This window comes from Opitutus sp. ER46 (assembly GCF_003054705.1).
Lineage (GTDB): Bacteria > Verrucomicrobiota > Verrucomicrobiia > Opitutales > Opitutaceae > ER46.
Genome location: NZ_QAYX01000015.1, coordinates 39,216 through 59,607 on the forward strand (window position 1 = coordinate 39,216; position 20,392 = coordinate 59,607).

Here is a 20,392-nt window from a genome sequence, read left to right on the forward strand (position 1 = left end):
TTTTGCCTCCTCCATGGCCGAATCTTCTGAACTCCTCGGGCGCGCGCCGGAACCGGTGCCACCGCACGTCGTGGAGCCTCGGCCAGTCTTCGTCCCCGATCCGGAGGCCCCGTGGCGGCGCTGGTTCGCGGCGCTGCTGATCGTCGCCGCCATCGGTCTCGCCTACGCCAACAGTTTCCCGGGGGCCTTCTTCTTCGATGACGATGCGGCAATCCTGCAGAACACCTCGTTGCGCGACCTCGGTAACTGGCGCCGTGTGCTGTGGCCGCCGGTCGAAGCCGGCATTGGTGGTCGCCCCCTCGGTAACCTCACCTTTGCGCTGAACTACGCGCTCGGCGGCTACAGCCCCGCGGGTTTTCACGCGGTCAACCTCGCGATCCATGTCGCGGCCGCGCTCGCGCTGTTCCTCCTCACCCGGCACACGCTCCGGCGTCCGCGCCTCGCGCCCCGGTTCGCCGCCCTTGCCACCCCGCTCGCCGTGGTCGTCGCCCTGCTGTGGGCACTCCACCCGGTGCAGACCAACGTCGTCGACTACGCCTCCCAGCGCACCGAGGGGCTGATGGCCGCGCTGTACGTGTTCTGTTTGTACGCCTTCGCGCGCGGCCTCGAATCGGGCTCGCGTGGCTGGACGACCCTCGCCGTCGCCGGCGCCGCCCTCGGCATGGCCACGAAGGAGAACATGGTGACGGTGCCGCTGCTGGCGCTGCTCTATGATCGCACGTTCGTCGCCGGCAGCTTCGGCGCCGCCGTGCGCCGCCACGGCTGGCGTCATCTCGCCCTCGCCTCCACCTGGCTCCTGCTCGCCGGCCTGATGGCCTATTCGCGGCTCAACGCCCGCGGCGTCGGGTTCGGCATCGGCCGCTCCGCCTCCGATTACGCGCTCACCGAGATCCGCGCCGTCGCGCAATACCTGCAAGTCGCCGCCTGGCCGCATCCGCTCGTCTTCGACTATGGGACCAACTTCTACGTGGGCGACTTCGCCGCAGTGTGGCCACAGGCGCTCCTGCTGTTCCTCGCGCTCATCGCGACGATGTGGGCCCTCGTCCGCCGCCCCGCCGCGGGCTTCGCCGCCGCCTGGTTCTTCCTCACGCTCGCGCCTTCCTCCAGTATCGTACCCGTCGTCCAGCAGCCGTGCGCGGAGAACCGCCTTTACCTGCCGCTCGCCGGCCTCGCCGCCTTCGTCGCCATCGCCGGTACGCGCGCCCTCGGCCGCCGCGGCCCGCTGCTGTTTGGCGCCGCGGCCGCCGCGCTCGGACTCGCCACGGTCGCGCGCAACCCGGTGTTCGCCAGCGAACTCGCCGTCTGGACTAACACCGTGGCCGTGAATCCCGGCAACGCCCGCGCCGCCAACAACCTCGCCAACGCGCTCCTCAAGCGCGGGCGCAACGAGGAGGCCATGGTCCACATCGAGCGCGCGATCGCGATCTCCCCCAACTATGCCGACGCCCACAACAACCGCGGCGTGGTCTTCCTGCGCCGGGGCCAGTTGCAGGAGGCCATCACCGAGTTCCGCGCCGCGATGAGGAACAAGGCGAACTACGCCGACGCCCACTACAACCTCGGCCAAGCCTACGTGCAGTTGCACCAACCGGCGGAGGCCATCGCCGCGCTGCGCGAATCGCTTCGGCTCCACCCGGGCAATCCCCGCGCGCTGAACAATCTTGGCATCGCGCTCCTCGACGCCGGTCGCGTCGACGAATCCCTCACGGTTCTCCGCCAAACGCTGGCGATCGACCCCGCGATGCCCGAGGCCCACTACAACCTTGGCAACTCGCTCGCCCGCGCCGGCCAGCCCGAGGCCGCGCTCGCCGCCTACGACCGCGCCCTCGCTCACGACCCGAAGTTCGCCAAGGCCCACAACAACGCCGGCGTGGTCCTGCTCCGGCTCGGCCGGCCCGCGGAGGCCGCCGACCGCTTCGCCGCCGCCCTTCAGATCAAACCGGAGTACCCCGAGGCCAGGCGCAACCTTGAGCTGGTCCGGCCGAGCGCGCACCATTGAGGCTCGCCGCGGGCGTCCCGCCCCAGCCTCGCTCCGTCGAGGCGTCTTCAACCGGGACGCGTCCCGCCGTGCCGCGCGCCCGGTGCGAGCTACGAGACGGTACCGCAATCTGCGGGATTGATGCGGGCCCGACGTCCCGCCACACCCAACGCCTCCCGGGCACCTGCCCACCAGCAACGCTTCGAACGCAGGTGCGTCTGTCACCTCGCCCCCGCCCCTCCCCTTGAACCTCCATACCTTGGACTACCTCGTGCTCGCCGCCTACGCGGTGGGTATCGTCACGCTCACGTTCATCGTTTCGCGCCGCCAGAAGACCTCCGAGGACTACTTCGTGGCCGGCCGCTCCATGCCCGCCTGGGCCGTCGCGATGGCGCTCATGGCCGCACTGATCAGCAGCAGCACCGTGATCGGACACCCGGCGACCGTCTATCAGAAGGGCATGATCCTCCTGCTGGGGAACGCCTCGCTGCTGTTCGTGCTCATCTTCGTCTCGCGCGTGATCGTCCCATTCTACCGCCACGTCATCGGCATGAGCGCGTACGAGTACATCGGGCAGCGCTTCGGCGTCGGCGGCCGGCTCTACGCCTCGGCCGGGTTCGTCGCCTCCTGCGTGTTCGATCTCGGGCTCACTCTCCTCACGACCGCGATCGCCCTGAACATCATGACCGGGTGGAACCTCACCGACGTGCTGTTCTGGACCGCGGGTTTCACGATTCTCTACACGATGATCGGCGGCATGGAGGCCGTGGTCTGGTCGAGCGTCATCCAGGGCTCCGTCCTCATCGGCGCCGCCTTGATGATGATCGGGCGGCTCGTTTTCGCACCCGAGGCCGGCGCCCCAGGCGCGGTCGTCGTGGAGGCCTGGCGCGACGGTCGCTTTGGTCTCGGCTCCTTCGAGTTCAGCTGGAAATCGCTCTTCGACCCGGAGGTCACGACGCAGTGGATCTTCCTGCTCGCGTACCTCGGCAACTGGTGCCGCCGCTACATCGCCGACCAGCACATGGTGCAGCGTTACCTGATCGCCCGCACCGACCGCGACGCCAGCCGCGGCGCCTTCTGGAACGGCTTCCTGTGCGTCCCGGTCTGGGCGACGTTCATGACGATCGGCGCGTGCCTCTACGGCTACTACAAGCTGACCGGCAACGCCGGCCCGGAGCTGAGTGACAACATCGTGCCGCATTTCATCGTGCACTACATGCCGGCCGGCTTCGTCGGCCTCATCCTGGCCGCGATCATCGCCGCCACGATGTCCTCGATCAGCGCCGACCTGAACAGCATCGCGACCGTGATCACGACCGACCACGTCGGCCACTTCGTCCCTAACATGGCCGACCGCACCCGGCTCCGCGTCGGCCGCCTCATGGTCGTGGTCGCCGGCCTGCTCGCGATGGCGGTGGCGTACCTGATGCGTCCCACCGCCGGCGCCGCCTCCGTGATGGAGCGAGGCGTGACCGTCGCGGCGATCCTCTCGGGCGGCATGCTCGGCCTGTTCTTCCTGGGCTTTCTCACGCGCCGCGCCACCCGCCGCGGGTGCTATATCGGCATCTTCGCCTGCGCGGTGTTCACTGCGTGGGGACTCCTCACCGAGCCGAAGCACCGCGTGCTGGACCTGCCGTTCAACTTCGAGATGAACCCGATCCTCATCGGCGTGTTCAGCCATGCGGTGCTCTTCGGCGTAGGCTACCTCGCCAGCCTCCTCTTCGGCGGCCACCGCCCCGAGAACGTCGAGCAACTCACCTTCCGCCGCGCCAGCCTCAAGAAAATGGGCTGAAAAGCTGAAAGTCTGAACGCTGAAGGAGGCGACGGTTGCCCGCGCCGCCCGCGTCGTCTCCTTCGCGCGCCTCGTTCCCCTTCGGTCTCAGCCTCCGACGTCAAAACCTGAGGTCACCGCGAGCCCAGCCACGAGAACTCGCGGTCGGCTGCCCCGACCTTCCTTGGTTCGAAACCGGCAACCTTCAAACCTGCAACCTGCCAACGTCGCACGCGCGGTTCAACGCGCCCCCGCCCACCCCAGGTTTTCGCGCCCCTTCGCGCCTTTCGCGGTCACCCTCCTCCGCCCCTCCACATTCGTCTCCCTTCGTGTGCATTCGCGGTTAAGTCCGGTTTGAACCGCGAACGGCCGCGAACACTCGCGGTCGTCTTCCCCAACCGTCCGTGGTTCGGAAACGGCAACCTTCAAACCTGCAACCTGCCAACGTCGCACGCGCGATTCAGCGCCCCCTTCCCCAATACCTAAGCTCACCGCGAACGACGCGAACCCAGCCGCGAAAACCCTCGGTACTCGCTCCCGCTCACGCCTTCGCACCCAGTGCCCGTCCACCCCAGGTTTTCGCGCCCGTTCGCGCCTTTCGCGGTTCCCATCCTCCGTCCCTCCACATTCGTGTCCCTTCGTATGCATTCGTGGTTAAGCCCGGTTTGAACCGCGATCAGCCACGAACACGCGGTCGTCTGCCCCGACCTTCCTTGGTTCGAAACCGGCAACCTTCAAACCTGCAACCTGCCAACGTCGCACGCTCGATTCAGCGCCCCCTTCCCCAATACCTAAGCTCACCGCGAACGACGCGAACCCAGCCGCGAAAGCCCGCGGTCCTCGCTCCCGCTCACGCCTTCCCCCCGGCGCCCGCCCACCCCAGGTTTTCGCGCCCGTTCGCGCCTTTCGCGGTTCCCATCCTCCGTCCCTCCACATTCGTGTCCCTTCGTATGCATTCGTGGTTAAGTCCGGTCTGAACCGCGATCAGCCACGAACACGCGGTCGTCTGCCCCGACCTTCCTTGGTTCGAAACCGGCAACCTTCAAACCTGCAACCTGCCAACGTCGCACGCGCGGTTCAGCGCCCCCTTCCCCAATACCTGAGCTCACCGCGAACGCCCGCGAACCCAGCCGCGAAAACCCTCGGTCCTCGCTCCCGCTCACGCCTTCGCCCCCAGCGCCCGCCCACCCCAGGTTTTCGCGCCCGTTCGCGCCTTTCGCGGTTCCCATCGCGCGTGAGCTGATCACTCGTGCTCTTCAGCCATTCGTGGTTAACCGAAGGCCTTGCTGATCATCCGCCCCTTGTGCCTTCACCCCGAGGCCCATGGGGCTGGACCGCGGGCGGTGCTGAACGATGCGCGTGGTTCGTTGGCTATGCCGCGTTCGGCTCAGGCGTGATCCAGCGTCACGACGGAATCGCGTTCCACCAGCGTGGGCTCGACGAGCACCTCCACGCTGAGCGGTTCATCCGGGTGCCGCATCCGCCAGAGCAGCTGGTCCACGGTGCGGCGGCCGATGAAGTCCGCATGCACGTCGATGGCCGTCGGCGCCGGGTTCAAATCCATCACCAGGGACATCTCGTTGTTGCACGAGACCACGCTCACATCGACGCCCGCGCGCAGGCGGCGCCGCTCGAGCGCCGAATAGAGCTGCACCGCCGCCCGGTCCGACGGTACGAACAGCGCGGTCGGCCGCGTCTTCACCGGCAGCTTGATCCAGCGGTCGACCAGCGTATTCACGTTGCCCTGCTGCGTCGTGGCCGGCAGCGGCCACACCAGCGGATCGCGTCGCTCGCTCTCCAGGATCGTTGCCTCGCAGCCCGCGCGGTCCGCGCAGGCCATGAAGCCCGTCTTGAGCCGCTCGAACTGCGTCTGCCCCGGCTTCGGGTTCAGGAAGCCGAGCCGCCGATGCCCCTTGTCGCGGAAATGCTGCACGACCAGCCGCGTCGCGACCGTCGTGTCGAAGTTGCAGTGGTCGCCGCGCGCGTTCTCCAGCCGGCCCATCAGCCACACGTGGGGGATGCGATAAACGTGCGCGAGCAACTCGCACTCGGCCTCGGGCGGCAGGACGCCCTGGTTCGGGCCCTTCAGGATCAGCCCATCAACGCGTTTCTCCGCCAGGAACGGCGGCACGCGGTCCCCGCGCGGCACGTTGGCGATCATGATATTCCGGCCCAGCCCGGCGAGCGCGTGCTCGATGCCCTGGAGCGCCGCGCCGATGACCGGCAGGTGCGCGAGGGTGTCCTCCATGCCGAAGATGATGATCGCGATGTTGCCCAGCTGCGTGGGCGCCGCCGGCGCGGCCGGTGCGGACCGTCGCTGGCGCAGCCGCGTGTAGTTCAGCTCCCGTGCCGCATTCAGCACGCGCGCGCGGATCTCGGCGTTCACGTCCGCGTAGTTGTTCAGCACGCGGGAAACGGTCCCGAGGGACACGTCCGCCGCCTTGGCGACATCAGTGATCGTGGCTGCCTTGGTCTTGGCCATGGAGAGGAACGTTAGGCGTGCGCACAGCCGGTTGCCTCCGCTGGGAGCGACAACGATAGCCTCGGAACGAGACGGATGACGCGGCGCATGAAAGAAGGCCCCCGGGGAGCCCGGAAGCCGGGCTGGATCTATTTCAGATGAAAGAAGAACCTGTCAATGAAGTTCATGAAATTATGTAATTCGCGCCGACTGCTCACCGCATCCTCCCTGCCGACCCAATCGCGTGTGAACTACCGCTTCCGCTGCAACGCCTCGACCGAGGCCTTCACCGGCGCTCGCGCCACCTCGTCCCATCCGACCACCGCGAGTGTCAGGTGCTCGGCGTACTGAGGATCGGCAAGCACCCAAGCATCTCCCCGACGCCAGACCGTCATCGTGCTCGGGGCGGGCGACGTCGAAGGTGTGATGATCATCCCGCCGACCCAGACGCCGCTCGCCGGCCAGATGCGGTCGGCTCGCACGACCTCGTTCATTTGCCGGTTGAGAAACACGTAAACGGGTGCGTCAGCCCGCCAAGTTTGCTGCCCCAACAGTAGCTCCGCCGCCGACATCACGCGCGCCACGCGCATGGTCACGTCCAGTGATTCGTGGGGCAATGACGTGCGTCTGGTGACCCTCCGTTCGGTCGAAACGGACTCCACTAGAAATGCAGAGCCAGCCCTCCGAAGGCACGCACCCTGGTGCAAGCCAATTTCTCCGAGCACCAAAGGACGCAGGATCCGCAACTGCGCCGTTAGTTCCAATCTCGGTGCCGCAGGGATCCGCGGCAGGAACCCCGCGCCACGACCCGACAACGTCAACGCCGTCGCACGCCGCTGCGGCGGCGGCCTGGAGGCCCGGGCCGTGAACCAGCGCTGCGTCTCGGGGTCAGCGACTGGTTCGGGCATACCCAGCGCATGACGGAGTGGCGCTTGTGATACCCGCCGCCCGAACTGCATTCTCAGCTTCGTCTCTGAGGCATCTGGCCAAACGAGGAGCGAGCGAGCCGAAACCAGTTCGCACTGGTAGATATCCAAATAGTGCGGCGGGACATCCACCTCGACGTCCAAGCGCACTCGGGTCGTTCGGTCAGGTAATCCGTATGCTGAGGCAGACCGGACCTTCACCTGCGGGTCGCGCACATTCTCGGTCTCCAAGCGCCAGACGCGCGAATTGCCCCCCTCCGTGCTCGCCTGGATCGCCTCTTCCGCGAGACGCCCGGCAAATCCGCTTCCGGCCAGACCCAGTACGAGCACCGCAACGGACAGCGCCGTTCGGCGGAATGTGTACTGCAGGACGAGAACGATCGCCGCGACAGCCGCGAAGACAACCAACGCCAGCTGCAAGACAGCAAAGGACCAAACAGCGCCTCCCGAGACGCCAACCACGAATCCACTCCAGAACAGCGCCCCGGCCCCGAGCGCGGCCGCTACCGCCAGCGACCAAATCAGAACCCGGCTAAAGGTGTCGGTCAGCGCCGCCATCGCCGCGGCAGGCAGCACCACGACGAGTTGCAGGAGCGCCACCCCAACGACCACCCCGCCCACTTGAGTCAAAGTCAGATCAAAGTACCACCACCATGGCCCATGCAGCAGGATCGGCACTGCGATGAGCCCGAGCAGCAGGACGCTGAGCTTCGCCGTCAGCAGTCGCCACGTGCCAATCGGGCGGGTCTGCCAGAAGGCCCGCGTTCCGACCACAGGGTCTTCCTGCACCACCATCGCCGTGATGAGAAACGTGAGCGCGGCAACGATTCCCTTCGGCCACGCCAGACCGGAGGCAATCGTCGGGAAGGTCAGCCCGACGTCGAGGAAGGCGGCGAAGCCTAACCCGAGCTCAACTGCGACCGCCAGCCACAGTCCGATCAGAAGCGGCAGTACCCGCCGCAGGTCCTTTTTGATGATTGCGATGATGGTGTTCATGGCGCGACTTCCCCCTCAGCGGCGACGTCAACCGGCTGGCTCACCATTCGGTCACTCGTGATTTCGACCCAGCGAATCGTCGTGGGGACGCGCGGCGATGTGACCCACTCCGTGGCCAGATCGGGTACAAGGTAGGCCGCGACGCGCGCGGTCACTCCGTTGGCCGAGACCTCGGCCGTTGAAGGAGCAACGAGGCGACATAGTTCGCCCGTCCGGAGGTTGTGCAGGAACGGACGCACCGCCCAGCCCCGCAGCGCCAACTCATTCCCCAGCCGGGCGGAAAAGCTCGAGACCTCGCTCGTGGGTCTCCGTTCGAGGAAGGCGAGTCGCCAGCGCGTGTCCCCGCTCCGTTCGGCACCCAGATACTGCCGGATTTCGCTGCCGCTGCGCCACATCGCGCCCGGCTGCATCGCAACGTCCGGAAATGAGGTGAAGTGCAGGCGGCGGAACAGGAGTTCGCCTTTGAACCGCCCTGGGCCGGGCTCCTGCCGCAACGGCCTGCCATCCGGGCGGATCATCCCCAAGTGCCAAACCAGAGCGGCAGGCGGACGCCAATCGGTGAGTTGCTCCTCTCCCCATTCGCCCAGGGGCCGCAACACGACTGGCTGCTCACGCCCCGCGGATAGAATCACCCCGCGCCCATAGACCGGCGCCAAGTACGCGCCCTCCTGCTCACCGCTTCGGACTTCGATACTCCCGGGTCGATCTCCGACTGTCGCCCACGTGACTTTGAGCTCCGCTGGCCGCACACCCGCCGCCGGCCACGGAGCCTCCTCGAATCGAAGGTGCCCAGTCGGGAAAACCTGTCCCCAAAACCGCAGCGCCACCAATCCCGCGACCAGCACCGCCCAAATCGCCCACGTCTTCCGTCCCAGGTACTGGCCGACCAGCAACACCAACGCTCCGGCAACCATCAGCCCGAGCAGGAGCGTCCGATCAACCGGGCCCAAAACCTCCAAGTCCTGGCTAAAGGAGGGCGTCTGGAAGAGGCGCCCGGCGCAAAACATCACGGCCACGAGGAAAACCACGGACGCGATAAACATGTGCCCGGCATTCCGCGTCAGCGAGGCAACCAGCAAGCCGGGCACGAGCACGACGAGTTGCAGTCCGCAGAAGCTCCACGCGCAGCCGAGGACGTCGGCCGGCGTGAAGCTGCACCGAAACCAAATCGGCACGAGCAAGAGTACGGGCGCGACAAGGAACAGCAGCACCGCCGCGAGCAGCTTTGCGGTCAGCAGCCGCAAGGGGGCAATGGGGCGGGTGCGCCAAAACGTCGTCGTCCCGACCAGGACGTCCTGCTGTACGATACCGCCGGCGAGCATGTAGCCGGTGACCAGTTGCAGTATCATCACGACGGAGACATAGGCGCCGATCGCGTACAGATCGCTGGCGAACGGTGGGCTCGAGGGCCCTGCCCTTAGCAATAGCACCGGTCCCGCCACCACCAGCAGCAGCCAGAGCGCCACCGGCCAGGCCAGCCGGCGCATGTCCTTGGCCGCGATATGCCAGATCAGCTTCACCGGCCCACCTCCTGACCGGCCGCCGCGCGACCGGCGCGCGCCAGCACCAGAAAGATCTCCCGCAGCGTCATGGGCTTCGCCACCACGCTCGCCCGCGGGAACCGTTCCCGACACGCCTGCTCCGTCGCCGCCCGCTCGTAGTCCGACGCCACGAACCGCACCAGACTCCCGCTGCGCTCCACCTCGAGCCACGTCGCGGGCACGTTCGCCAGGTCCGCCGTGCCGTCATCCAGGCTCACCTCTACCTGCCGAAAACGCTGCTGCAGTGCTTCGGTCGTCTCCGCCAGCCGCAGCCGCCCGGCCTCGATCATCGCCACCCGGTCCGCCAGCCGCTCCACCTCGTCGATGTCGTGCGAGGACACGAACACTGTCCACTCACCCTGCGTCGACACCTCGAGCACGCCGCGGATGAACTCGTCCCGCACCAACGGGTCCAGCCCGCTGAAGGGCTCGTCCAACACCAGCAGCTTCGGCCGGTACGCCAGCGAGGACAGCAGCGCCGCCTTCATCAGCATCCCGCGCGAGAGGTGCTTCAACTTCCGCTCCTCCGGCAACGCGAACTGCGCCAGCAACGCCTTCTCCAGGTCCCGGTCCCAGGTCGGATAAAACGGCCGGCAGTAGTCCAGGAGCTGCCGCACCGTCATCCAGAGTGGCAGTTCCTGGTTTTCGGAGACGTAACCGATCTGCGCCTTCTCCCGCTCGCCGAGCCGGCGGGAATCCACGCCCAGCACCGTCGCCGAGCCGTGCGTGGGACGCAGCAAATCGAGCATCAGCTTGATCGTCGTGGTCTTCCCCGCGCCATTCGGTCCCAGCAGCGCGAATACGCTGCCCGCCGGCACCTCCAGGTCCAGCCCGTGCACCGCCTCCGTCCGCCCAAAGCGCCGCGTCAACCCGTGCGTCTCGATGATGTTCATGAAAATCGCTATTTGCCGCCGAGCTTGCGCCAGTGCGCCGCCACCGACGCCTGCACGTCCTCGAGCGGCACACCCAGCTTCCGCGCCTCAACCACCAGCCGCTCCACCTCGTCGCCCAGCAGTTCGGCCTTCTCCCGCCGCCCGCCCGCCGCCGGCGCCGCCACCACGCTGCCCACCGCCGGCGTCGTCACCAGCACCCCCTCCGCCACCAGCGAGGCCACCACCTTGTGCGCCGTGTTCGGATTCACCCGCAGTTCCTGGCTCAGCACCCGCACCGAGGGGAACTTGTCGCCCGGCCGCAACTGCCCCGCGACCACCGCCCGCTTCACCGCGAACAGGATCTGCTCCGCCACCGGCAGTCCCGGCTTCAACTCGATCGAGAACGGCAGCATGGTGCTGTACTAGCTGCACTAGTACGGTTGGTACGGCAAGCCAAATTTTCCCCGCCGCTCTCGCGCGACCACCAGGGGAGCCGCACGGCGACCGGACACGGCGACACAAAAAGTTCTTCCCAGACTTCGCCGCACGCGTCAGAAGGATGCCTCGTGGCCAAACTCCAGACTATTGGCGCGAACGAAATCCATGCTGCCATCGAGCAGCTCGCCGCCGCCATTTCCCAGCAGCACGCGCGCAAACCGAAGCTCCTCCTCCTTGGCATCGCCAACGGGGGCGTCGAACTCGCCCGCCGCCTCGCCGCCGCCATCGGCCGGCACGCCCCGGGCCGCACCGTCCAGGCCGGCGTGATCGACATTTCCTTTCATCGCGACGACATCGCCCGCCACCCGGTCCCGAAGGAGTTCGTGCCGACCCATATCCCGGCCGACGTCCATGGCGCCACGGTCATCCTGGTCGACGACGTGCTCTTCTCCGGCCGCACGGTGAAGGCCGCCCTCGACGAGCTCTTCGACCACGGCCGTCCGACCAAGGTCGAGCTCGCCGTCCTCGTCGACCGCGGCGCGCGCCGGCTCCCCATCGCCGCCGACTACACCGGCCTCAGCCTCGCCGTCGCCGAATCCGAGAAGGTCGTCGTCAAGCTCGACCCGGCCAATCCCCAACGCGACGTGCTCCGCATCGAGTCCGCGCCCCTGGCTGCCCAGCAGTCCGCGAAGTGACGCCCCGCCGCCACTCCGCTCCGCCCTCCGCCTCGTCCCCGCCCACCTCTTTTCGCACTTCCATGCCCTGGCACCGACGTCACTTGCTCACGCTCGAGGAGCTCTCGCTCGCCGAGATCGAACAAATCCACGCGACCGCCGCCGCGTTCAAGCGCACGCTTAAACGCTCCGTTCGCAAAGTCCCGGCCTTGCGCGGCAAGACCATCGTCAACCTCTTCCTCGAGCCGAGCACGCGCACGCGGATGGCGTTCGACATGGCCGCCAAGCGGCTGAGCGCCGACGTCATCTCCTTCGACGCCGCGAGCAGCAGCACGACCAAGGGCGAGACGCTGCGCGACACCGCGCAGAACATCCAGGCGCTCCAGGCGGACCTCATCGTCATCCGCCACGCCGCCGCAGGTTCGCCGCTCTACCTCTCGCGCATCCTCGACATCCCGGTGATCAACGCCGGCGACGGCGCCCACGAGCATCCCACCCAGGGCCTGCTCGACACCTTCACCATGAAGGAGCACCTCGGCTCCCTCCGCGGCCGCAAGGTGGTCATCCTGGGCGACATCCTCTTCAGCCGCGTCGCCCGCTCCAACATCTACGCCCTTACGAAAATGGGCGCCGCCGTCACGCTCGTGGGTCCCTCCACCCTCGTGCCGCACGGGTTCACCGACATGGGCGTCGAGGTTTCGCACGACCTCAAGTCCGCCCTCGCCGACGCCGAGGTGGTCATGCTCCTCCGCATCCAGCACGAGCGCCAGGCCGCCGGCCTGTTCCCCTCGCTGGGCGAGTACACCAGCATGTTCGGTCTCAACAAGACCCGCGCCTCCTGGCTCAACCCGCGCGCCATTATCATGCACCCGGGCCCGATCAACCGCGGCGTCGAGATCGACAGCGAACTCGCCGACGGCGAGCGCAGCGTGATCCTCGAGCAGGTCACCAACGGCATCGCCGTGCGCATGGCTGCCCTCTACCTGTGCTCGGGCGGCCAGCCCGAGAACGTGATGCCGACCGAGTAAACCGCCGTCCCTCTTTCGAGCCTCCTGGGCCCTTACCAACCATGCCTAATCTTTGGATCCGCCACGCCCGCGTCATCGATCCCGCCTCCAAGCGCGACGAGACCGGCGATCTCTTCATCGCCGAGGGCAAGATTGTTCCCTCCCTTCCCGTCGCCGCCCGGAAGCGCGCGCGCCAGATCGACGCCCGCGGGCTCGTCGCCTGCCCCGGCCTCGTCGACATCCACGTCCACTTCCGCGAGCCCGGCCAGACGCACAAGGAGACGATCGCCACCGGCTCCCGCGCCGCCGCCGCCGGTGGTTTCACCACCGTCGTCTGCATGCCCAATACCTCCCCCGTCGCCGACAACGCCGGGACGATCCAGTACATGAAGGACGCGATCACCCGCGACGCCGTCATCAAGGTCCTGCCCACCGGCTGCATCACCGTGGGCCAGAAGGGCCAGGCGCTCGCCCCGATCGGTTCGCTCAAGCGCGCCGGCGTGGTCGCGATCACCGACGACGGCGACTGCGTGCAATCCAACGAGCTCATGCGCCGCGCCGTCGAATACGCCAAAATGTTCGACCTGCCGGTCATGGACCACTGCCAGGATCATTCGATGACCCAGGGCGCCGTAATGAACGAGGGCCCGATGTCCGTTCGCCTCGGCCTGCGCGGCTGGCCGCACGCCGCCGAGGACCTGATCGTGGCGCGCAACATCATCCTCTCCGAACACACCGGCGCCCACATCCACCTCCAGCACATTTCCTCGCGTTTCTCGGTGGACATGATCCGCCGCGCCAAGGGCCGCGGCGTGCGCATCAGCGCGGAAGGCACCCCGCACCACATGGCGCTGACCGACGCCGCGCTCGCGACGTACGACACCAACTTCAAGATGAACCCGCCGATCCGCACCGAGGAGGACCGGCGCGCGATCATCGCCGGCCTGCGCGACGGCACGCTCGACTGCATCGCCACCGACCACGCCCCGCACACCGAGTCGGAGAAGGACCGCGAGTTCGATTTCGCGCCCAACGGCATCATCGGACTCGAAACCGCCCTCGCCGTGTCGCTCGAGGTGCTCGTCGGCCAGAACCGCTTCAAGCTGCCCGCCGTCGTCGACCTGATGACGCGCCGGCCCGCGCAACTCCTGAACCTCCCCGCGGGCACGCTCGCCGCCGGCGCCCCCGCCGATGTCTGCCTGTTCGACCCGGAGAAGGTCTGGCGCTACGACGCCAAGGCCGGCTTCAGCAAATCGAGCAACTCGCCCTGGCACGGACGCAACTTCACCGGCCGGGTCGTCACCACGATCTGCGATGGCCGCGTGGTGTACGACCACGGGAAGATCAAGTAACCCGCGTCCGCTTCGCTCACTTACAGGCCGCCCCTCCCGGGCGGCCTTTTTTATCGGGTGAGGTCCGCCGGACGCACCAGCAGTTCGACCGATTCTCTGTCGTTGCAGGCGCCCGGAAATTCCTCAGCACTCTCTCCCTCATGTCCGGCTTCGCCCTCCCCATGCTCGTCTTCGAGATTCTCCTCTCCCTGGGAGGTCTCGTCCTGCTGTGGCGGCACGTGGCCTCGCCCGCAGCCCGCCTGAACGCGCGGCCTTCGCCGCTGCCGGCATGGAAACCCGAAATCACCGAGCTTCTCATCCTCATCGCCTTCGTGACGCTGGGAATGTTCATCGCTTCCTTTGGCGCCAACCTGCTGATCCGCGCCAACGGCCTCCGCGGCGATATCGCGATCGTTGCCGGCGGTGCCGCCGCCCAGATCGGCATGCTGCTGGGAGTGATCTTCTACGCCGCCCGCTGCCCGGGCTATCGGCGCCAGGCGGAGATCGGTCTCGGCCGCATCCTGCGGTCGGGCGTCGTCACCTTCCTCATCGCCATGCCCATCCTTCACGCCACCGGCCAGGCGTGGGATCTCCTCCTGCGGCTCTTCGGCGTGCCCGCCGAGCGCCAGGACCTGATCCGGATGTTTCTCGAGGCGGAGTCGGGCTGGCAGATCACCTCGCTCGTCCTGCTCGCTGTCGCCATCGCGCCGGTCGCCGAGGAGCTGATCTTCCGCGCCGGACTCTTCCGTTTTCTCCTGACGCTCGCGCCGCGTTTCCTCGCGCTCCTGCTCCCCGGCGTCTTCTTCGCCGCGCTGCACGTCAACTGGGTCACGCTCGAGGGCTTCGCCAGCTTCCTGCCGCTCCTGGTGCTCTCGCTCCTTTTTTCCCTGGCCTACGAACGCACCGGACACATCGGCACCGTCATCGTCGCGCACGCGCTGTTTAACCTGAACACGATCGCGATGATCTTCTGCGGCGTCGGGACGTGAGCCGTGTCGGATGACCATGCAGCCGTTCACGTCGCGCCGCGCTGAATCCGTCGCCGCCCTCGGCGAGGAGGCCCTCATCGCGTCCATCCGCACCTGGCTCGGCCGCGCCAACCCGGGCGCGCCGTACGGCATCGGCGACGACTGCGCCGTCCTGCCGCCCTCCCCGCACCGCCAGCTCATCACCGTCGATCCCGTGATCTTCGGCCGCCACTTCGATGCCTCGATCCCCGCGCGCGACGTGGGCGCCAAGCTGCTCAAGCGCAACTTGAGCGACATCGCCGCGATGGGCGGCCGTCCGCGCGCCGCCGTCATCGCGCTGACGCTCGACGCCCGCACCCGCACCGCGTGGGTGCGCGAGTTCTATCGCGGCCTTGCCGCGACCGCCCGCCGCTTCGATGTCGCGGTCGTCGGCGGCGACGTGGCCCAGGCCGACGGCGTGCTCGCCGCCAGTCTCACCCTGACAGGCGAGGCGACCACCAGCCGCGTGCTCACGCGTGCCGGCGCCCGCGTGGGCGACTGGATCTATGTCACCGGTGCGCTTGGCCACACGCTTCACTCCGGACACCACTTCCGTTTTACGCCGCGGCTCGCCGAAGGCGCCTGGCTTGCCGCCCGCGCCGAGGTTCGCGCGATGATGGATGTGAGTGACGGCCTGGCGAAGGACCTCCGCGCGCTCACACCCACCGGCTCCGTCCCCGCGCTCGCTCCGGCCGCCCTGCCCCGGCGCCGCGGCGCCGACGTGCGCGCGGCACTCGGCGACGGCGAGGACTACGAACTGGTGTTCGCGGTCGCCGCCCGCGCCGACCGCGAGGCCTTCACCCGCGCCTGGCGCCGGCGTTTTCCCCGCGTGGCGTTGAGCTGCATCGGCCGCTTCGCGCGGCCCGACCGGCTCCCGCCGGATACCCTGAAACTGCAGGACTTCCGTGGCTACGAACATCTTCGCTGACCTGCGCGCGGGGATCGTCACCGCGTCCGCCGAACAGACCCGCAGCATCGCCCTGCGGCTCGCAGCTGCGCTGCCGCCCGACACCACGCTCGCCCTGCACGGCGACCTGGGCGTCGGGAAGACGACGTTTGTCCAGGGCCTCGCCCATGGCCTCGGTATCCCGGGCGTGATCACGAGCCCGACCTTCAACATCTTCACCCTGCACCGCGGCCCCACCAACCTCGTGCACCTCGATGCCTACCGGCTGGAGAGCGCCCGGCAGATCGAGGACCTCCTGCTGGAGGATTTTTTGATTTCCCCGTGGTGCCTCGCGATCGAATGGCCGGAAAAGATCTCCGAGTGGGTGCCGGCAACGGCGCTGCACCTTGACCTGCAGATCACCGCGGAAGAGCGGCACCGGATCCAGTTGCGCTAAAAGCAAACCGCGCGGGCGGACCTGCGTCCTGTCCCCGCACGGCAAAAAAAACCAGCCAACCCGCGCCTTACTCCGCCACTTTGGCGTAGGCCACCGCGTCGAGCAGGCCGTTGATCGCCGCCGGATCCGCGGGCTTCAGCTTCAGCATCCAGCCGTCGGTGTACGGCGCCTTGTTGACGGTCTCAGGCGCGGACTCGAGCGCGGTGTTCACCGCGAGCACCGCGCCGGCGATCGGCGCGTAGACATCGCTTGCCGCCTTCACCGATTCGACGACGCCGAAGGTCTCACCGGCCTTCAGCACCGCGCCGACTTTCGGCACCTGCACGTACGTGATGTCACCCAGGGAATTCTGGGCGTAGTCGGTTATGCCCACGGTCACGGTGCCGTCCGCTTCGGGACGAACCCACTCGTGGGATTTGGCATAGCGCAGCTCGGCGGGGATGTTGCTCATGAGAGGGAGAAAGAAAGGTGCGGGTGACGGGGGCAATGCAAACTCCGGTGCGCGGAGACGCCCGCCGGCTCAGGACTTCTTGAGCGGCACGAACGGCGGCGTGACGAGCTGGAGGCCGAGCCGCGCGCCGCGGATGTCGACCGCCAGCGGCTGCGTCGCCGCGGGGGTTGCCACGAGCGCGGACCCGATGGCCTCGTTGAGGATCGGCGAAAGCGTGCCGGAGAGGACGTGGCCCACGACCGCACCGTCGGCGCCAAGCACCGGCGTCTCCGCACGCACGATCCGGCGGTCGCCGGTCTTGAAGAAGACGACCTTGTTTGGGCCGCCGTTCTGCTTTTCGCGGAGCAGCGCCTCGCGCCCGATGAAGTCGGGCTTGTCGAGCTTCACCGTCCAGCCGAGCCCGGCCGTGAGCGGCGAGATTTCGGCCGTGATCTCGTGCCCGTACAAGGGATACCCCGCCTCAAGCCGCAGGCTGTCGCGCGCGCCGAGACCCGCAAGTTCGAGCCCGCGCGGCGTGCCGGCGTCGAGTACCGCCTGCGCCAGCGCCTGGGCATCGCCCGTCGCGTGGTACAGTTCAAAACCGTCCTCGCCGGTGTAGCCGGTGCGGCTGACGATGCATCGCACGCCCGCGACGGTTGCCTCGGTGAAATGGTAGTACTTCACGAGCCCAAGCTTCGCCCCGGTGAGCGACTGCACGATCTCGGCCGCCCGCGGTCCCTGCACCGCCAGCAGCGCGTAATCCGCGCTCCGGTCGGTGACGGTGACGTTGAACTTCGCCGCCTCCCCGCGGATCCAGGCGAGGTCCTTGTCGATGTTGCCGGCGTTGATGCAGAGAAAGTAGTCGTCCGTCCCGTGCATATACACCAGGAGGTCGTCCACCACGCCGCCGGCGGGATAGCACATCGGCGAGTAGAGCACGCGCCCCGGGAAGAGGCGGGCCACGCTGTTGGTGACAAGATGATCGAGGAACTTGCCCGCCTCGGGCCCGCGCACGTCCACCTCGCCCATGTGACTCACATCGAAGAGTCCCGCCGTGCGGCGCACCGCCTTGTGCTCCTCGAGGATGCTGCGGTACTGGACCGGCATCTCCCAGCCGGCAAAGTCCACCAACCGGGCGCCGTGCGCGGCGTGGAAATCACGCAGGGGCGTGCGTTTCAGTTCGTTCATGGAGCGAGCTTCCGGCGGGCGGCGGCGCAGCGGCAAGGCTGTTCTTCACGGCCGGCTCGCGGAGGCCCGACACGCGGGGGCGTCACGGCTTTCTGCACTCCGGGTTTGAACCCGCCCCGAACCGACACATAGATCGCACGCTCATGTCTTTCCTCGCCGCCTCGATCAATGGCCACTGGGTCCATGACCTCAGCCCGTTCTTCGGACCGCATTGGGGCAACATCGGCATCCGCTACTACGGCCTGTCGTACCTTCTGGGTTTTGTGACCGCCTGGTGGCTGCTCGTCCGCTACGCGCGGTCCGGGCGATCGCTGATTCCCGCCGAACGCGTGCCGGACCTCATGGTCGCGATCGTCCTCGGCGTGCTCGTCGGCGGGCGGCTCGGCTACTTCCTCCTGTACCAGCCGCAAACGCTGCTGGAGGCGCCGCTGGATTTGCTGCGCGTCTGGGACGGCGGCATGGCGAGCCATGGTGGGTTCATCGGCGTGACCATCGCCCTGGCCTGGTTCGCCCGGAGCCAGAAGGTGCCGTTCCTCCACGTTGGCGACCTGGTCGTCTCCACCGCGCCCGCGGGGCTCTTCTTTGGTCGCCTCGCCAACTTCATCAACGGCGAGCTCTGGGGCAAGGTGAGCGACGTCTCGTGGGCCGTCATCTTTCCGAAAAGCGCCTCCCCCGGCATGCCGGAGTCCCTGATCCTGCCCCGTCACCCCTCGCAGCTCTACGAGGCCGCGCTCGAGGGCCTCGCGCTTTTCATATTTGTCCAATGGCGTTTCTGGCGCAGCGATGTCGCGGCGCGGCAGCCCGGCCGCCTCGCCGGCGAGTTCCTGATCGCGTACGCCGTCGTGCGGGCGATCGGCGAGGTGTTCCGCGAACCCGATGCCGGGGTTGATCCCATCTGGGGCCTCAGCCGCGGAACGTTCTACTCCCTCTTCCTCGTGCTCGCCGGCCTGTTTCTCATCCTCCGGCGCGGGCGCTCGCTCGACGCCAGCACGCCGAAGGCCGGGTGAGCGCCGACAAAAATGCCGGAACGGCGGGACCGTTCCGGCGAAAGCAAACCCGCGCCGCCCGTGCGGCGGGTTACACGTGCGTACCGGCAGGAACCACCGCGTTCTTCGGCACAACGAGGACGCCGTCGCGAATGATCACCGCGCCGTTAACGTACACCCCGTCCTCCTTCCCGGCAGCCGAAAGCACGCAGCCGTCGCCGATGCGGGTGTTCTTGTCGATGATCGCACCGTTGATCCGACAGTTCTTGCCGACACCGAGCCGGGGCTTCCCTTTCGCGATATTCTCCGCGAGTTGCTCGGGTGTCTCGTAGTAGTCGGAGCCCATGACGACCGTGTCCTCCAGGACCGTGCCCTCGTCGATGAACGAGCGGATGCCCAGCACGCAGTGCCGGAGACTGGAGTCGGTCAGGATCGACCCGTCGCCGATCACCACGTGGTCGATGGCGCACTTGTTCAGCTTCGACGCCGGCAGGTACCGGTCCTGCGTGTAGATCGGCGCCTTGGGTTCGAAGAAGTTGAACGGCGGCAGCGGCTGCGCCAGCGCGAGGTTGGCTTCGTAAAAGGCGCGCACCGTGCCGATGTCCTCCCAGTATCCTTCGAATGCGTACGCGTAGAGCTTCTTGTTCCCGAGCAGGCCGGGAATCACCTCGCGGCCGAAATCCGTCATCGTGTTATCCAGCGCCTCCGCCAGGACCGAGCGGTTGAACACATAGATGCCCATGTTCGCGAGACACCGCTTCTCCGGCGCCTGCGTACGCAACGTGGCCTCGATCGCCGGGCTGATCGCCAGGTCGGCAATCACCGCCGGATCCTTCGGCTTCTCCACGAAGCGCACGATCGAGAGATCATCATGCACCTGCATGAGACCGAGCCCCTCGACCTTCGAAACCGGGAACGGCACCGCCGCGATCGTCACATCCGCACCGCGTTCGATGTGCTGCGCAATGATCTCGCGAAAATCCATCCGGTACAGCTGGTCGCCGGAAAGGATCATCACGATGTCGTGCGGGAAGGAGCGAAAATGCAGGAGATTCCGGCGCACGGCGTCCGCGGTGCCCTGATACCAGTCCGATCCCTTCTCGGTCTGCTCCGCGGCGAGGATGTCGACGAAGCCGCCGCCGAACGGGTCAAAATTGTAGGTCGTCTGGACGTGGCGATGAAGCGAAGCGGTCTGGAACTGCGTGAGCAGGAAGATCCGGTTGATGTCCGAGTTGATGCAGTTGCTGATCGGGATATCGACGAGCCGATACTTGCCCGCGAGCGGGACCGCGGGTTTGCAGCGTTCGGATGTCAGGGGATGCAGACGGGTGCCTCGACCGCCTCCCATGATCACAGCCAGCACACGTTTCTGAGTGGTCATACGAAAATCTCCGATGGGGTTCTAATTCCTTGATAGAGGTTTGCGCGGCCAGCTAATGTTCG

Annotated in this window: 17 protein-coding genes; 9 read left to right on the forward strand and 8 right to left on the reverse strand. The window is 67.4% G+C overall.

Annotated elements, in window-relative coordinates; genetic code table 11:
• The first annotated feature begins 13 nt into the window (after window positions 1–13).
• Window positions 14–1,999, forward strand: a complete 1,986-nt coding sequence (locus DB354_RS01640) for a tetratricopeptide repeat protein (RefSeq protein ID WP_107833690.1) — start codon at window positions 14–16, stop codon at window positions 1,997–1,999.
• A 223-nt stretch (window positions 2,000–2,222) separates the two neighbouring features.
• A complete protein-coding gene (locus DB354_RS01645; RefSeq protein ID WP_146180064.1) occupies window positions 2,223–3,770 on the forward strand; it encodes a sodium/solute symporter in 1,548 nt (515 codons plus the stop codon).
• Between the two features lie 1,366 nt (window positions 3,771–5,136).
• Here DB354_RS01645 and DB354_RS01650 read toward each other — a convergent pair.
• The 5 genes from DB354_RS01650 to DB354_RS01670 form a co-directional block, all read right to left on the reverse strand.
• Window positions 5,137–6,231: a LacI family DNA-binding transcriptional regulator gene (locus DB354_RS01650; RefSeq protein ID WP_107833692.1), complete on the reverse strand. Its 1,095-nt coding sequence runs from the start codon at window positions 6,229–6,231 to the stop codon at window positions 5,137–5,139.
• 230 nt (window positions 6,232–6,461) lie between these two features.
• Window positions 6,462–8,132 (reverse strand): hypothetical protein, encoded by a 1,671-nt coding sequence (locus DB354_RS01655; protein WP_107833693.1) that lies wholly within the window; start codon window positions 8,130–8,132, stop codon window positions 6,462–6,464.
• Window positions 8,129–9,652 carry a hypothetical protein gene (locus tag DB354_RS01660; RefSeq protein WP_107833694.1) on the reverse strand — a complete coding sequence of 508 codons (1,524 nt, stop codon included), beginning with the start codon at window positions 9,650–9,652 and terminating at the stop codon, window positions 8,129–8,131. The genes DB354_RS01655 and DB354_RS01660 overlap by 4 nt, the downstream gene beginning before the upstream one ends.
• Window positions 9,649–10,566, reverse strand: a complete 918-nt coding sequence (locus DB354_RS01665) for an ABC transporter ATP-binding protein (RefSeq protein WP_107833695.1) — start codon at window positions 10,564–10,566, stop codon at window positions 9,649–9,651. The genes DB354_RS01660 and DB354_RS01665 overlap by 4 nt, the downstream gene beginning before the upstream one ends.
• A gap of 8 nt (window positions 10,567–10,574) precedes the next feature.
• Window positions 10,575–10,958 (reverse strand): GntR family transcriptional regulator, encoded by a 384-nt coding sequence (locus DB354_RS01670; protein WP_107833696.1) that lies wholly within the window; start codon window positions 10,956–10,958, stop codon window positions 10,575–10,577.
• A 153-nt stretch (window positions 10,959–11,111) separates the two neighbouring features.
• Between DB354_RS01670 and pyrR the strand changes: the two genes are divergently transcribed.
• The 6 genes from pyrR to tsaE all read left to right on the forward strand — a co-directional run bounded on the left by pyrR (window position 11,112) and on the right by tsaE (window position 16,345).
• Window positions 11,112–11,678, forward strand: coding sequence for a bifunctional pyr operon transcriptional regulator/uracil phosphoribosyltransferase PyrR (gene pyrR / locus DB354_RS01675; protein WP_107833697.1), 567 nt, complete (start codon window positions 11,112–11,114; stop codon window positions 11,676–11,678).
• Between the two features lie 62 nt (window positions 11,679–11,740).
• On the forward strand, window positions 11,741–12,685 hold the full coding sequence (locus DB354_RS01680; protein WP_107833698.1) for an aspartate carbamoyltransferase catalytic subunit: 945 nt from the start codon (window positions 11,741–11,743) through the stop codon (window positions 12,683–12,685).
• Between the two features lie 41 nt (window positions 12,686–12,726).
• Window positions 12,727–14,016, forward strand: a complete 1,290-nt coding sequence (locus tag DB354_RS01685) for a dihydroorotase (protein ID WP_107833699.1) — start codon at window positions 12,727–12,729, stop codon at window positions 14,014–14,016.
• A gap of 140 nt (window positions 14,017–14,156) precedes the next feature.
• Window positions 14,157–14,984, forward strand: coding sequence for a CPBP family intramembrane glutamic endopeptidase (locus tag DB354_RS01690; protein ID WP_107833700.1), 828 nt, complete (start codon window positions 14,157–14,159; stop codon window positions 14,982–14,984).
• Between the two features lie 16 nt (window positions 14,985–15,000).
• Window positions 15,001–15,930, forward strand: coding sequence for a thiamine-phosphate kinase (thiL, locus tag DB354_RS01695; protein ID WP_107833740.1), 930 nt, complete (start codon window positions 15,001–15,003; stop codon window positions 15,928–15,930).
• Window positions 15,908–16,345, forward strand: a complete 438-nt coding sequence (gene tsaE, locus DB354_RS01700) for a tRNA (adenosine(37)-N6)-threonylcarbamoyltransferase complex ATPase subunit type 1 TsaE (RefSeq protein ID WP_107833701.1) — start codon at window positions 15,908–15,910, stop codon at window positions 16,343–16,345. Before thiL ends, tsaE begins: the two co-directional genes overlap by 23 nt.
• A gap of 67 nt (window positions 16,346–16,412) precedes the next feature.
• On the opposite strand, the gene gcvH is transcribed toward tsaE, so the two are convergent.
• Together gcvH and gcvT are read right to left on the reverse strand one after the other, a co-directional pair.
• The gene (gene gcvH, locus DB354_RS01705; protein ID WP_107833702.1) at window positions 16,413–16,796 is read right to left on the reverse strand and encodes a glycine cleavage system protein GcvH; all 384 of its coding nucleotides are present in this window, start codon (window positions 16,794–16,796) and stop codon (window positions 16,413–16,415) included.
• Between the two features lie 69 nt (window positions 16,797–16,865).
• On the reverse strand, window positions 16,866–17,963 hold the full coding sequence (gene gcvT / locus DB354_RS01710; RefSeq protein ID WP_107833703.1) for a glycine cleavage system aminomethyltransferase GcvT: 1,098 nt from the start codon (window positions 17,961–17,963) through the stop codon (window positions 16,866–16,868).
• 143 nt (window positions 17,964–18,106) lie between these two features.
• Between gcvT and lgt the strand changes: the two genes are divergently transcribed.
• Window positions 18,107–18,970 carry a prolipoprotein diacylglyceryl transferase gene (gene lgt / locus DB354_RS01715; RefSeq protein WP_107833704.1) on the forward strand — a complete coding sequence of 288 codons (864 nt, stop codon included), beginning with the start codon at window positions 18,107–18,109 and terminating at the stop codon, window positions 18,968–18,970.
• A gap of 70 nt (window positions 18,971–19,040) precedes the next feature.
• On the opposite strand, the gene DB354_RS01720 is transcribed toward lgt, so the two are convergent.
• The gene (locus tag DB354_RS01720; RefSeq protein ID WP_107833705.1) at window positions 19,041–20,330 is read right to left on the reverse strand and encodes a glucose-1-phosphate adenylyltransferase; all 1,290 of its coding nucleotides are present in this window, start codon (window positions 20,328–20,330) and stop codon (window positions 19,041–19,043) included.
• Between the last annotated feature and the right edge of the window lie 62 nt (window positions 20,331–20,392).

Bases quoted from the DNA above. Each gene is read 5' to 3' on its own strand.
- DB354_RS01640 (WP_107833690.1), top strand. From the start codon at position 14: ATGGCCGAATCTTCTGAACTCCTCGGGCGCGCGCCGGAACCGGTGCCA.
- DB354_RS01650 (WP_107833692.1), bottom strand. From the start codon at position 6,231: ATGGCCAAGACCAAGGCAGCCACGATCACTGATGTCGCCAAGGCGGCG.
- DB354_RS01655 (WP_107833693.1), bottom strand. From the start codon at position 8,132: ATGAACACCATCATCGCAATCATCAAAAAGGACCTGCGGCGGGTACTG.
- DB354_RS01665 (WP_107833695.1), bottom strand. From the start codon at position 10,566: ATGAACATCATCGAGACGCACGGGTTGACGCGGCGCTTTGGGCGGACG.
- DB354_RS01670 (WP_107833696.1), bottom strand. From the start codon at position 10,958: ATGCTGCCGTTCTCGATCGAGTTGAAGCCGGGACTGCCGGTGGCGGAG.
- DB354_RS01680 (WP_107833698.1), top strand. From the start codon at position 11,741: ATGCCCTGGCACCGACGTCACTTGCTCACGCTCGAGGAGCTCTCGCTC.
- DB354_RS01685 (WP_107833699.1), top strand. From the start codon at position 12,727: ATGCCTAATCTTTGGATCCGCCACGCCCGCGTCATCGATCCCGCCTCC.
- DB354_RS01690 (WP_107833700.1), top strand. From the start codon at position 14,157: ATGTCCGGCTTCGCCCTCCCCATGCTCGTCTTCGAGATTCTCCTCTCC.
- thiL (WP_107833740.1), top strand. From the start codon at position 15,001: ATGCAGCCGTTCACGTCGCGCCGCGCTGAATCCGTCGCCGCCCTCGGC.
- gcvH (WP_107833702.1), bottom strand. From the start codon at position 16,796: ATGAGCAACATCCCCGCCGAGCTGCGCTATGCCAAATCCCACGAGTGG.
- gcvT (WP_107833703.1), bottom strand. From the start codon at position 17,963: ATGAACGAACTGAAACGCACGCCCCTGCGTGATTTCCACGCCGCGCAC.
- lgt (WP_107833704.1), top strand. From the start codon at position 18,107: ATGTCTTTCCTCGCCGCCTCGATCAATGGCCACTGGGTCCATGACCTC.
- DB354_RS01720 (WP_107833705.1), bottom strand. From the start codon at position 20,330: ATGACCACTCAGAAACGTGTGCTGGCTGTGATCATGGGAGGCGGTCGA.